10 protein-coding genes and 1 riboswitch are annotated in these 12,858 nt (G+C 69.0%); of the genes, 6 read left to right on the top strand and 4 right to left on the bottom strand.

The window, feature by feature from the left end:
- Positions 1-55 precede the first annotated feature (55 nt).
- Complete coding sequence (locus tag ACTRO_RS24820) at positions 56-331, top strand: TfoX/Sxy family DNA transformation protein (protein WP_211244401.1); 276 nt, start codon at positions 56-58, stop codon at positions 329-331.
- A gap of 36 nt (positions 332-367) precedes the next feature.
- Here ACTRO_RS24820 and ACTRO_RS43840 read toward each other — a convergent pair whose 3' ends face one another.
- The 3 genes from ACTRO_RS43840 to ACTRO_RS24805 all read right to left on the bottom strand — a co-directional run bounded on the left by ACTRO_RS43840 (position 368) and on the right by ACTRO_RS24805 (position 3,216).
- Positions 368-1,501, bottom strand: coding sequence for a peptidoglycan-binding domain-containing protein (locus tag ACTRO_RS43840; RefSeq protein ID WP_051451344.1), 1,134 nt, complete (start codon positions 1,499-1,501; stop codon positions 368-370).
- Between the two features lie 242 nt (positions 1,502-1,743).
- The gene (locus ACTRO_RS24810) at positions 1,744-2,649 is read right to left on the bottom strand and encodes a fructosamine kinase family protein (RefSeq protein ID WP_245594480.1); all 906 of its coding nucleotides are present in this window, start codon (positions 2,647-2,649) and stop codon (positions 1,744-1,746) included.
- A gap of 177 nt (positions 2,650-2,826) precedes the next feature.
- Entirely contained in the window at positions 2,827-3,216 is a 390-nt protein-coding gene (locus tag ACTRO_RS24805) for a phage holin family protein (protein ID WP_034266695.1), read from the bottom strand.
- Positions 3,217-3,376: 160 nt separating this feature from the next.
- On the opposite strand from ACTRO_RS24805, the gene ACTRO_RS24800 reads away from it, so the two are divergent.
- From ACTRO_RS24800 to thiC, 3 genes are all read left to right on the top strand, one after another.
- Entirely contained in the window at positions 3,377-3,937 is a 561-nt protein-coding gene (locus tag ACTRO_RS24800; protein ID WP_211244400.1) for a MarR family winged helix-turn-helix transcriptional regulator, read from the top strand.
- Positions 3,938-4,338: 401 nt separating this feature from the next.
- The gene (locus ACTRO_RS24795) at positions 4,339-4,551 is read left to right on the top strand and encodes a hypothetical protein (RefSeq protein ID WP_034266692.1); all 213 of its coding nucleotides are present in this window, start codon (positions 4,339-4,341) and stop codon (positions 4,549-4,551) included.
- Between the two features lie 77 nt (positions 4,552-4,628).
- A riboswitch (TPP riboswitch) is annotated at positions 4,629-4,735 on the top strand.
- Complete coding sequence (thiC, locus tag ACTRO_RS24790) at positions 4,733-6,310, top strand: phosphomethylpyrimidine synthase ThiC (RefSeq protein ID WP_034276605.1); 1,578 nt, start codon at positions 4,733-4,735, stop codon at positions 6,308-6,310. (Overlaps the previous riboswitch by 3 nt.)
- Positions 6,311-6,662: 352 nt before the next feature.
- On the opposite strand, the gene ACTRO_RS24785 is transcribed toward thiC, so the two are convergent.
- Positions 6,663-7,685, bottom strand: a complete 1,023-nt coding sequence (locus ACTRO_RS24785) for a LuxR C-terminal-related transcriptional regulator (RefSeq protein ID WP_051451342.1) — start codon at positions 7,683-7,685, stop codon at positions 6,663-6,665.
- A 482-nt stretch (positions 7,686-8,167) separates the two neighbouring features.
- Here ACTRO_RS24785 and ACTRO_RS24780 point away from each other — a divergent pair, with 482 nt between their 5' ends.
- Positions 8,168-10,765, top strand: a complete 2,598-nt coding sequence (locus ACTRO_RS24780; RefSeq protein ID WP_034266689.1) for an MGH1-like glycoside hydrolase domain-containing protein — start codon at positions 8,168-8,170, stop codon at positions 10,763-10,765.
- A gap of 212 nt (positions 10,766-10,977) precedes the next feature.
- Entirely contained in the window at positions 10,978-12,855 is a 1,878-nt protein-coding gene (locus tag ACTRO_RS24775) for a DUF262 domain-containing protein (RefSeq protein ID WP_034266686.1), read from the top strand.
- Positions 12,856-12,858 lie beyond the last annotated feature (3 nt).

Here is a 12,858-nt window from a genome sequence, read left to right as displayed (position 1 = left end):
AGGAATGTTTTCTCCAGCACGCGTCAGCGCGGGATCGGGCAGAGGGTGAGTTTCGGTGGGAACTGTCATCCACGGACTGGCGATAGACCGGGCCGTCAACATCGGGCCGGTGCTCTCGGCGAGGCTGCGCGCGGCCGGGGTCGAGACGCTCGAGCAGCTCAAGCGGCAGGGCGCGCTCGAGGTCTGGCAGCTGATCGCCGCGCAGACACCGCCGGAGGAGTGCGTGCACACCCTGCTGGCGCTCGAGGGTGCGATCCGCGCGACCCGCTGGACCGCCATCGACCAGGCCGAGCGCGACCGTCTGGTCGCCGCGGCCGGGCTCGACGGCTGACATCCGCGGATCCCGCCGCGCCCGCCGCCCCGCTCCCTAAAGCGCCCCGCTCTGCAGCTTGGCCCAGGTCGCCGCGTCGACCTGGCCGGTCGGCGGCAGCCCGACCGCGGCCTGGTAGCGCATGACCTCCTGGGTCGTGTTGGCGTTGAAGCGGTTCGAGGCTTGGATGTGCGTGCCCAGCGCCTCGTTGAGCGCCTGGTCGAGCCGGCTCACGTCGGCGGACCGGCTGCCGGTGTGCAGATCCGGCGTCTTGCCGGCCGCGATCAGGGCGACCATCGTGTGCTGACCGACCGTGCTCGCCGGGTCGCCGGTGACGCCCGCGGCGCCCTGGAACTGCTGCACCGCCGCGGCGGTCGTCTGATCGAAGTTCCCTGACATCGGGCCGTGGTAGTAGCCGAGCTCCTGCAGCCGCCGCTGCACGTAGCTGACCAGCGATCCGTGCGAGCCGGGGCCGAGCGGCAGGTTGTCGCCGCTGAAGCTGCCGGCCGCGCTGGTGGTGGGCGCCGCCGGGGGCGCGGTGGTCGGCGTCGTGCCCGCACTCTCCGTCGGCACCACGACCTGCCCGGCGTTGCCGGTGGCGGACGGAGCGGGGCTCTGTCCGGTGCTGGAGGTCGAGGTGGCGCCGGCGTCCGCGGTCACGCCCGGATCCTTGTTGCCGCCGATGGCGAGCATGCCCAGAATGATCGCCGCGGCGAGCAGGACCGCGCCGAGCGTGCCGTACATGAGCAGGCGGCGGTGCCGGGCGTCCTCCTCGTCCTCGTCGGGGCCCTGGTCGTGGACCGGAGGCTGCGGCGGGACGCGGGAGCCCTCCGGCGGGTCCATCCGGTAGTCGCGCGGCACCGGCGGAAGCAACTGGGTGTACGAGTGCGGTGACGGTGTGCCGTCCTCGGACCGGAAGAAGCCGTCGAACTCGGCCGGGGTGCTCGGGATCGGCGCCGTGGCGGGCGCCTCGTAGAGCGAGCCGGCGGCGAAGTGCTGGGTCGATTCCGCCTCACCGGCCGGTGCGTAGGCCACAGGGGCGCCGTAGCCGTGCCCGTAGCCGTCCTGGTAGCCGGCTGCCGCGCCCGCGGTCGAAACCGCCGCCTGGGCGGTCGCCACGGCCGTCGCCGCGCCGCACATGCGGCAGAAGCGCCCCTCTACCAGTTCGCCGCACTGATTGCAGTACTCCATTGGGCAAGCTCCTCGTAATTCCGCCGGACCGCCTCGATCCGGCTCGAGCCCCACCGAGCCGCCACTCTAATCGGTGCTCGTCCGTTCGCTGTACCTGCCATGGCACAGCTTTTGCCCGTCCGCGTCCGAATCGTGTCCTGATCGAGGCATCGGCGGAGTACGGGCAGGTCAAAACGATGGCGCCGGGTGGCGGCGACGTCACACAGGGGCACTTCGCCGGCGCGGGCGCCGGGCCGGACCCGTCACAGGTACTGCCGCGCGGCCGCGACCGCCTGAGCCCCGTAGGAGCCGCCGAAGAGCGACGCGTGCACCAACAGCGGGTGCAGCTGGTGCAGGGCCACCCGTTCGCGCCAGTCGTCGTCCAGCGGGTGCACCTCGTCGTAGGCGGCGATGATGGTCTCGAGCAGCGGCGGCTCGAACAGCGCCATCATGGCCAGATCGGTCTCCCGGTGCCCGCCGTGCGCCGCCGGGTCGATCAGCCAGCCTCGACCCCTGACATCCCACTGCACGTTGCCGGCCCACAGATCCCCGTGCAGCCGGGCCGGCAGCTCGGGCGCTCCGGCGATCTCCTCGATCCGGCCGCACACGCGTTCCACCGCCGAGGCCTGCTCCGCGTCCATCGCGCCGCGGCGCACCGCGGCCCGCAGATACGGCAGGACCCGGCGTTCGGCGTAGAAGGTGGGCCAGTCGTCGGACTCTGTGTTGTCCATCGACAGAGCCCCGATATACCCGGGCCAGGAGGCGCCGAAGGACTGCGCCCCGCGGGCGTGCATGGTGGCGAGCTCGCGCCCGAACTCCTCGGCGCCCGCCGGAGTGGGACGTCCGGGGGTGATGAAGGTGGTGACCAGCAGGTCTTCGCACTCGCCGAGCACTTCGGGCACCGGTGCCCCGTCGGCCTCGCGCAGCCAGCGCAGGCCCGCGGCCTCCGCCGCCAGGAAGCCCGGCGCGTCCCCCTGGTAGGACTTGGCGAACACGGTCTCCCCGGACAGCAGGGAGACGCGGTAGACACCGCTGCCGCCGGCACCGGTGCCGAGCGCGGTCACGCCGGCCACCTTCGCGCCCAGGACGGCGGCGACCTGGTCGCCGATCATCGCGGGCCCGGCGCTCGGCGCGGGGCTGGCCGCGTGCGGGTGGGCCCTGCCGTGCACGCGGACGTCAGCGTCCTCGCTCCCGCGGTTGTCACCGTTGGTTCCCTCGCTTAAGCCGTGCGGTGTGGCCGCGACCGGGCACACTTCGAAGTCTGCCAGGCAACGGTAGTACGGATCCGCGCGGCGGCGATCAGCGGCCCGCCGCTCGGCCGCGGCCCGGGGCCGCTGTGGGCTTGCTCACTTCTTGTCCTCCGGCAGCACCGCGTGCAGCACCATCGAGACCACGGTGATGATGAGCGAACCGATGAGCGCGGAGACGAAGTTCTTCACGTGGAAGTGCACGGCGAAGTGCGAGCAGATGGCAGAGGTCAACAACAGCATCAGAGCATTGATCACGAAGGTGATCAGGCCCAGGGTGAGCACGATCAGGCCGAAGCCGAGAAGCTTCACCACCGGACGGATGAACGTGTTGACCAAGCCGAAGATGACGGCGACGAGGAGCACCGTCCCGACCAGCTGCGCCTTGGACCCCCCGTCTTGGTCGAAGGTGATGCCCGATTTGAGTATCAGCGAGGCCACCCACAGTGCCACCGCGTTCACGCCGATCTTGATGACGAATTTCTTCATGGGCGAATGTTGCCCCAATCCGCACCCTGCGGTCGAGAACCTGTGGCAAGCTGTTGCACACAACCCGGGTGGCGCTCGCAGGGCGCTGTGTATCACCCGTACGCGTCAGGGCCCGACGCAAAAACGGGCATTTTGTGCGACACAGGATATGATCGACGCTATGACAGCAATGGATGACCGGCTCGGCCACGTGGTCAAGAGCCTTGAGCAAGAGCTCTCCGGAGCTAAGGACGCGGTGCTGCGACCCATGGGTCTGACAGTCCCGCAGTACTCGGCGCTTTTGGTGATCGCTGAGACGCCGGGCATCAGCGGTGCGGAACTCGCCCGCCAATGCCTGGTCACGCCGCAGACGATGACCACGGTGCTGGGGAACCTCACGGTGAAGGGTCTGATCGAGCGCCGCACGGTGCCCGGTCAGGGCCGGGCGATGGAGACCACCATCACCCGCAGCGGCAAGAGCCTGCTGGCGCGCGCGGACAAGAAGGTCGAGGAGGTCGAGGGACTGCTGGCGGGCCAGCTGTCCAAGACCGACCAGGCCACGCTGCGCAAGCTGCTCGAGAAGTGCCGCGGCGCCTTCGCGGAAGGCAAGGCGTCCTTCGCGGAATCGGTCGAGGCCCCCGCGGCCCGTCCGGCCCGTAAGGCCCCTGCGAAGAAGGCGGTGACGCGTCCGGCGAAGAAGGCCGCGACGAAGAAGACCGCCTCTCGTGCCAAGAAGGCCTAGAGAACCCTTCACGCTCCTCCAGCCCGCCGGATCGTCGTTCGATGAGCCGGCGGGCTAAAGCGCATCCAGGGGAGCCGTGTGGTGGGCACGGCTCCCTTCGGTGCTTTCCCGCGGCCGCCCGCACGTCCCGGCGGCGCTGACGCCGCGCTGCGCGCCTTCGCGCATGTCCCGCAGCCCCGCGTCGCCCACGCGGCCGTCCGCCCCGCGCCTCCCCTCTGCGCCGTCCAGGTGGCCGCTCCCTGGCCTGCGTCAGGTTCGTCCTGCTCAGCGACGTGGGTATGTACCTGCTGGCGCGAACGGAGAACGCGATATATCGTGGATGTCAGAGGGAACGAAGGCGGCCTGCCGGTCGTTCTCCCATCAAGGACGCAGGAAAGATTCGAAGGGGTAGGGAAAGCGAGATGCCGTTCTGGTTGAAGGCGGTCCTAGTGGTCGCCGGAGTCTTCATCGTCGGATCGATCGTGGTATCGGTCATCAGCTGGGCGCTGCACTCCCTGCTGTTCATCGCCATCGGCGCGGTCGCGGTCGGGGCGCTGTACGTCGGCTACCACCGCTTCATGATGTCGATCCCGGCCTACCGTCGTCGGCAGCTGCAGAAGAAGCGCGACTTCTGATATCGCCGATGCGCGCCGACGAGCGACGGGACCCTCGTGTCCCCGGGAGGGTCGGCGCGCTACGCTGACGGAGACAATCGAACATCCGCGGGAGCTCGGGGCGGATCCGGGCTGAGAGGGCGATACGCCGACCGCATGAACCTGTCCGGGTAATGCCGGCGTAGGGAGTGTGAGCGCAGCCGTGGCTGCTTTGTCTCCGACGAACGTTCTTCGCAAGACCTACCTCACCGATGCGCACGGCACCCTCAGGGTGCCGATGCGCGAGGTCGTGCTCAGCACGGGTGGCAGCATCCTGCTGTACGACACCTCGGGCCCGTACACGGACGAGAATCTGCGCACCGACGTCCGGGCCGGCCTGCCCGCGCTCAGGGCCCCCTGGACGGCCGAACGGGCCGCCCGGGCCGGATCCGGGGCGCCCACCCAGCTCGGCTACGCCCGCCGCGGCGAGATCACGGCCGAGATGGAGTTCATCGCGCTGCGCGAGGGCGTGAGCCCGGACAAGGTGCGCGAGGAGGTCGCCGCCGGCCGTGCGGTGATCCCCGCCAACGTCAACCACCCGGAGATCGAGCCGATGATCATCGGCGAGGCCTTCCTGGTCAAGGTCAACGCCAACATCGGCAACTCGGCCGTCTCCTCCTCGATCGAGCACGAGGTGGAGAAGATGGTCTGGGCCACCCGGTGGGGTGCGGACACCATCATGGATCTGAGCACCGGCAAGGACATCCACCAGACCAGGGAGTGGATCCTGCGCAACAGCCCGGTCCCGGTCGGCACCGTGCCGATCTATCAGGCTCTGGAGAAGGTCGGCGGCAGGGCCGAGGAGCTCAGCTGGGAGGTCTACCGGGAGACCGTCGTCGAGCAGTGCGAGCAGGGCGTGGACTACATGACGGTGCACGCGGGCGTGCGCGCCGACTACGTTCCGCTCACCGCCCGGCGCAAGACCGGCATCGTCTCGCGCGGCGGCTCCATCCTGGCCGCCTGGTGCATGGCGCACCGCCGGGAGAACTTCCTCTACGAGCACTTCGAGGAGCTCACCGAGATCCTGCGCGAGTACGACGTGACGTACTCGCTCGGCGACGGCCTGCGCCCCGGCTCGATCTACGACGCCAACGACCGCGCCCAGCTGGCCGAACTCGAGACCCTCGGCGAACTCGGCCGGATCGCCCGCGCCCTGGACGTGCAGGTGATGATCGAAGGCCCCGGGCACGTCCCGATGCACAAGATCAAGGAGAACGTCGACCTGCAGAAGCAGCTGTGCGACGACGCCCCCTTCTACACGCTCGGCCCGCTCACCACCGACATCGCCCCCGGCTACGACCACATCACCTCGGCCATCGGCGCGGCCATGATCGGCTGGTACGGCACCGCGATGCTCTGCTACGTCACCCCGAAGGAGCATCTCGGCCTGCCCGACCTCGAAGACGTCAAGCAGGGCATGATCGCCTACAAGATCGCCGCCCACGCCGCCGACCTGGCCAAGGGCCACCCCGGCGCGCAGGCGTGGGACGACGCCCTGTCCGACGCCAGGTTCGAGTTCCGCTGGGAGGACCAGTTCAACCTGGCCCTCGACCCCGCCACCGCCCGCGCGTACCACGACGAGACCCTGCCGGCCGCCCCGGCCAAGCAGGCGCACTTCTGCTCCATGTGCGGCCCGCACTTCTGCTCGATGAAGATCACCCACGAGATCCGCACCCGGCACGGCGACGGGGCCGCGGAGGCCGCTGTGGTCGAGCAGGCCGCCACGGCACCGGTTTCTTAAAGCCGACTGGCACGAAGGTGCCGCTGACCGGCTTCAGGGCTCGCACCTGGCGGTGCGAGCCCTGATTCTTTTGCGCATGCAAGTGCGCCGACCTTCAGAATCCTGCGAAAGCGCAGGTCACGGAATCCGCTGGCAGCATGTTGCCGGGCAGGGTCATGCCAGCACCAACCCCTTCAGAAGCCCTGACCGGATAGGGCAGACTCGGTGTCACGAGCCGGATCCCCCACCAGATTCCCGGCCCTCGGCGCGGCCTCGCGAAGCCGCTGCCTGAACCCCTGTGGCGGGGCCACGGGCCCACACTGGCCCCGCCCAGGGCGGCAGGCTTCACTGCCTCCCGAACGAAGGCTTCCCCTCAGAGCCAACCCCGCTTGGTCGCTTTGTGCCCGGCCTCGAAGCGGCTCGTCGCTCCGAGTCGCTCCATCAGATCCGCCATGATTCTGCGGACGGACCGGACCGACATCCCCAGTTTCTTCGCGGCGGCCTCGTCGATGCTTCCGGAGGCGAGCAGTTGCAGGAGCGCGAGTTCCTGGCTGGTCGGCGGGGCTTCGGGACTCGCCTCCTTCACGTCGGGCTGCATCAGCGGTTCCGCAGCCGCCCAGCTCAGTTTGAAGTACTCATGGAGCGGGCTGAGAATTCCGGGCTCGCGGATCACGAACATCTCGTACGGCAGGCTTTTCTGGACATGGCCCACCACGGCGGCCGTGCGGTCGATCAAGATGATGCGCATCGGAATGACGGGGGCTACCCTGACTTCCGCGCCGAGCTCAGTGAGCCAGTGTATGTAGTCCATCGTGCGACGGTCCCCGCGTATGGAACTCTGATAGAGCGCGCGTACCCGCAGTCCACGCTCCAACGTCTCTTGATCGACCTGCCGCGCGGCGTCGAGGGTTTCTTTGCGCAGCGGGCCGCCGTCCAGCATGGAGTAGACGCTCTCCTGCGCGTGCACGAACGTGGCCTCGATCCTGGTCTGGATCATCTCGGCGCCGCTCACAGCCTCGACGTCGACCTCTCGCAGGACGTTGGAGCCCACCGATTGGGTCACCATCTCGTCCATCGCGGACTGGAGCGAGCGCAACGCATCCGCCTGCGCCGTCAGCTGATCCGACTGCTGGCGCAGCAGCGTGTGCATGGCTCGTTCGATGGACACGGGGCGGAGGCGGCCGTTGGGCGCGAGTCCGGGGCGGAGCAAGGTGAGATCGGCGAGGTCGTCGAGGGCATCGATCACTTCGGCGACCTGCAGCCTGAGCTTCTCCGCGAGTTGCTCGGCATCGGCGCCGGGGGTGGAATGCATGGCCAGATAGACTTGAATGCTCACAGGGTCGAGCCCGAGAGCTTGGAGGACCTGCTCCCCCATGTTGCCAGACACGTCGGCCATCGCTGTCTCGACTCCTTAGTCGGCTCTGCCATCGCGCAGCCCCGTCACCATCGATCTGACGGCATCGTATGCCCTGGCAGTTAGCTTCATGGCACCTACATGCCAGGCCGGAGTCTTCCGGCCCGGTGCAGGTGAAAGCATACTGACTATAGTTGGGCGGCCAGCTGGAAAGCATGCTCGGAGGTGGACGAGTACGCTCATCGCGGCCGGTAAGCGGCGATTGCACTCGAGCGACGCGATTTTGAGGGTGGAGATGTCCAGGTTTAACAACTTTCGTAGCGGGCTGACTGGTATAGCCCTGCTCGGCTTGCTGGCAGTCGGTGCCGTTCTGGCGCCCGGGCATGCGCCGGCGCCGAAGACCGTGACTGCCTGTCTGGCTTGCTTCAACCAGGCGGGCGTGCCTGACACCGAGACTGTCTCGGTCTCTGTCTGACCTGGCCGCTCCGCGAGCGGTCACGCACGACCCACGGCACACTTGAGCCGTGGCTGAAACTTCCGAGCACAGCGAGCACGAACGGCTCACGGGGGCCGACGAGGGTACGGCTCCGTGGCGCGACTGGGGGCCGTACCTGTCCGAGCGGGCGTGGGGAACCGTCCGTGAGGACTACAGCGCAGATGGGGACGCGTGGTCGTACTTCCCGTTCGACCACGCACGCTCGCGGGTCTACCGCTGGAGCGAAGACGGCATGGCCGGTCTGTGCAACCGGAACCAGGACTGGTGCTTCGCCCTTGCCTTTTGGAACGGACGCGACCCGATCCTCAAGGAGCGCGCCTTCGGACTCGTCAACGCCGAGGGCAATCACGGCGAGGACGCCAAGGACTACTGGTGGTATGAGGACGCGACTCCCACCGCTTCCTGGCTCTCCTGGCGCTACCACTACCCGCAGGCCGAATTCCCTTACGCTCGGCTGCGCGCGGAGAACGCGGGGCGGTCGAAGGACGAGGCTGAGTTCGAGCTCGTAGACACCGGCGTCTTCGACGAGGACCGGTACTTCGCGATCACGGCGGACTACGCCAAGGCCTCGCCGCATGCTTACGCCATCCGCGTGACGGTGACCAACTGCGGACCGGATCCGGCCACGCTGCACGTGCTCCCGCACCTCTGGCTGCGCAACATGTGGGCTTGGGGGCGTGCCGCGGACATCGAGGACGCGGTGGACTCGGGGTTGGTCGGCGTGGTCGGCTCGGAAGGCATGCTCACCGCTCGGCACCCGCACTTCGCGTCGATCACCCTCACCGACGTCTCCAGGCTCTCCCCCGAGCCGCTGGTGTGCGACAACGAGACCAACGCGGAGCTCCTCTACGGCGCGGGCGCCTCGAACGCCTCCGCGTATCCGAAGGACGGCATCGGCGACCACGTCCTCTCCGGAGCGGCCACGGTCAATCCGGAGGGCACCGGGACGAAGGGCGCGCTGCACTACGTCCTCTCGCTCGGTCCGGGGGAGACACAGACCCTTCACCTGGCCCTGACGGAGGCCGTGGACGAGCTGCCGGACCTCGCCGCGACTACCGAGTGCCTGGCTTCGCGCGAAGCCGAGGCGGACCAGTTCTACGCCTCCGTCGCGCCTTCGGGCGCGTCAGCGACGGACGCGCGGATCCTGCGGCAGGCGTACGCGGGGCTCGTCTGGGCGCAGCAGTTCTACCACTACGACGTCCACCGCTGGCTCGAGGGCGATCCAGCGCAGCCGCTGCCGCCCGAGCACCGGGCGCACGATCGCAACGCCGACTGGAGCCACCTGTGGGCCCGCGACGTGTTCATCATGCCGGACCCCTGGGAGTACCCCTGGTTCGCGGCGTGGGACCTCGCCTTCCACTGCGTGGCCGTCAGCGGGATCGACCCCGGCTTGGCGAAGGAGCAGCTCTACACCTTCCTGTCCCAGCGCTACCAGCACGCCAACGGCCTGCTGCCCGCCTACGAGTGGGACTTCAACGACATGAACCCGCCGGTGCTGGCCTGGGCCGCGCTGGCGGTCTACCGGGCGGCCGGCGAGGACGTCGACTTCCTGCGCGCCTGCTTCCACAAGCTGCTGCTCAACTTCACCTACTGGGTCAACCGGAAGGACGACGGGGAGAACAACATCTTCGAGGGCGGATTCCTCGGCCTCGACAACATCGGCGCCTTCGACCGCTCCAAGCTGCCGGTGGGCGGGGTGCTGGAGCAGTCCGACGGGACGGGGTGGATGGGTTTCTTCTGCCTGTCCATGCTGGAGATGTCGGTCGAGCTGGCTCTGCGCGACCCCATCTACGAGGAGATGGCCTGCAAGTTCGCCGAGCACTACGCGTACATCGCGGCGGCCATCAACGACGGCGGCCTGTGGGACGAGGACGACGGGTTCTTCTACGACCGGCTGCGCTGCCCGGACGGGACCGCCGTCACCATGCGGGTGCGCTCGATGGTCGGACTGGTGCCGCTGCTGGCGATGCTGCCGATCTCGCCGGAGACCATGCGCCGGCTGCCGCGCTTCGCCCGGCACCTGGTCGAGTTCACCACGCGCCGGCCGGAGTACATGCGCGCGGTCACCCGGTTCCGGGACGACGGCGGGCTCATCTTCTCGCTGGTCGACGTGGACCAGGCGGACCGGGTGCTCGCCCGCGTGGCCGACCCGGAGGAGTTCCGTTCGCCCTACGGGCTGCGCTCGCTCTCCCGCTACCACCGCGACCACCCGTTCGAGGTGGAGGTGGCCGGGGTGCACGCCGGGGTGGACTACGAGCCCGGGGAGTCCACCTCGGGGCTGTTCGGCGGCAACTCCAACTGGCGCGGGCCGATCTGGATGCCGATGAACTACCTGCTGATCGAGACGGTCGAGCGGGTGCTGCGGGCGCTGGACGGCCAGGTGGTGCTGCGCACGGATCGGCGCAAGCTGCCGGGGGAGCTGCGCGAGGGCCTGCTCGACATCTTCCGGCCGGACGAGCACGGGCGGCGACCGGTGCTGGGCGAGGCAGAGCTCTTCCAAGGCGACCCGCGCTGGGCCGAGCGGCCGTGGTTCCACGAGTACTTCCACGGGGAGACCGGACGCGGGCTGGGGGCCTCCCACCAGACCGGATGGACCGCGCTGGTTGCCCGACTCATCCGTGGATGACACGAAACCGTGGCTTTCCGTTGGGTTTTCCAGCTTCCTGATCAGGGCACATGCCCAATGGACAGCGCGGACAAGGGGCGCACTGGGGCAGGAAGCGGGTCAACTCAAGGCGCGTTGGGCGCGCGGCGGAGCCATCCGTACGCCACCGAAGCGCGCGACTCCTCGCGTGTCGGGGCCCGGCGCGCACGGTCCTTTTCGGGGGACGGTACATCGTGGCAAAGCAGGCTCAGGAGCGAATCGACGGACGCGGGCATTCGGTCCGGGAACTGTTCACCGGCCGCCGCTACGGGTTGGAACACTATCAGCGCGAGTACGACTGGAACCGCACGCACGTCACGGACCTGCTCGACGACCTGGCCGGACGCTTCCTCGAGCAGTGGCATCCGGACCACGAGCGGGCGGACGTGGCCGACTACCGGCCCTACTTCCTCGGCCCGTTCGTCACCTATCCGGTGCCGGGCATGTCCTTCCTGGTCGACGGGCAGCAGCGGTTCACCACCCTGCTGCTCCTGCTGATCCGGCTGCGGCATCTGCTCACCGAGGCGGACGAGCACGCCGGCGCGGCCGTGCTGGACCAGATGATCTGCACCGTGCAGTACGGCGTGCCCACGTTCACCGTGCACGTGGACGAACGCGAGCCGGCCCTGCGTCAGCTGCGGGCCGGGCGCGACTATCCGGTGACCGAGCAGACGCCGCTGGCCGTGCGCAACATGTGCCAGCGCTACCGGGACCTGGTCGAGGACCTGCCCGCGGGCCTGCGCGGCAGGGCCCTGCCGTACTTCGTGGACTGGCTGCTGGAGCGGGTGTTCCTGGTGGAGATCTCGGCCAGGGACCGGGACCACGGCTGGGAGATCTTCGAGTCGATGAACGACCGCGGGGCCCGGCTGACGCCGTTGGACCTGCTCAAGTCGTTCCTGCTCTCCCGGGCCGACAAGGATCACAGCGCCCTGAACGCGGTGTGGCGGCGCACCATGTCGGCGCTCGCGGTCACCGACGACCAGGCGCCCGGCGACTTCGTCAAGACCGTGCTGCGCGCCCGCTACGCGCCGACCGACCAGGCGACCGCGGAACGCATCGGAAAAGCTTTTCACGAGTGGGTGCGGCAGAACCCGGACGCGCTCGGGCTGCACCGGGCCCGCGACTACCGGGTGTTCATCCGGGACACCATCAGGCCGCTGGCCGACCGCTACCGCAGCCTGGTCGAGGCGAGCGCGGCACCGGTGCGCGGCTTCGAGCCGGTGTTCTACAACGCCGCCAACGGCTTCGGCGCGCAGCTGGTGCTGATCATGGCCGCGATCGGGCCGAACGACACCGACGCGGCGTTCCGGGAGAAGAGCCGGCTGGTCGCGGCGTTCTGCGATCTGCTGATAGCCCGGCGGATGGCGAACTACGCGTCACTGCACTCCGCGGATCTGGCGTCGTCGATAAGCGGTCTGATCATGCCGTTGCGCGAGGCGGGCACGGTGGACGAGGTGCGGGCGCTGCTGACCGTGGAGATCGGCAAGATCGAGCACGGATTCACCGGCCTGGAGACCTTCGGGCTGCGCTCGGACAACCGCCGGCAGGTGCGCTACCTGCTGGCCCGGATGACCGGGTTCCTCGAGTCCTGCTGCGGCCAGCCCGACCTGATCGCCGAGTACCTGGGCTTCGGTCCGACCGGCCGGCCGTACGAGATCGAGCACATCTGGGCGGACCACTTCGGCCCGTACGCCGAGGAGGTCGGCACGCCGGAGCGCTTCCGCTCGGTGCGCAACCGCTTCGGCGCGCTGCTGCTGCTGCCGAAGGAGATCAACGCGGCGTTCCGGGACGACCCGTTCTCGCTCAAGGCCGAGCACTACCGGGCGCAGAACCTGCTGGCCAAGTCGCTGCATCCGCTGTGCTACGAACGCAATCCGGGCTTTCGCCGGTTCATGGTGCGGCACGGGCTGACCGAGCTGTTCCGGCCGTATCCGCACACCTTCGGCATCACGTCCATCACCGAGCGCCAGCGGCTCTACCGGGCCCTGTGCGAGCTGATCTGGGATCCGGTCAGGCTCGGCTTCACCCTCCCGCAGACCGAGGCCGAGACCGGGCACCAGCAGGCGGCGTAAGCC

The sequence above is a fragment of the Actinospica robiniae DSM 44927 genome (assembly GCF_000504285.1).
GTDB lineage: Bacteria > Actinomycetota > Actinomycetes > Streptomycetales > Catenulisporaceae > Actinospica > Actinospica robiniae.
Note: the sequence above shows the minus strand (reverse complement) of the source record. Positions and strands in the feature narration are given on the sequence as shown.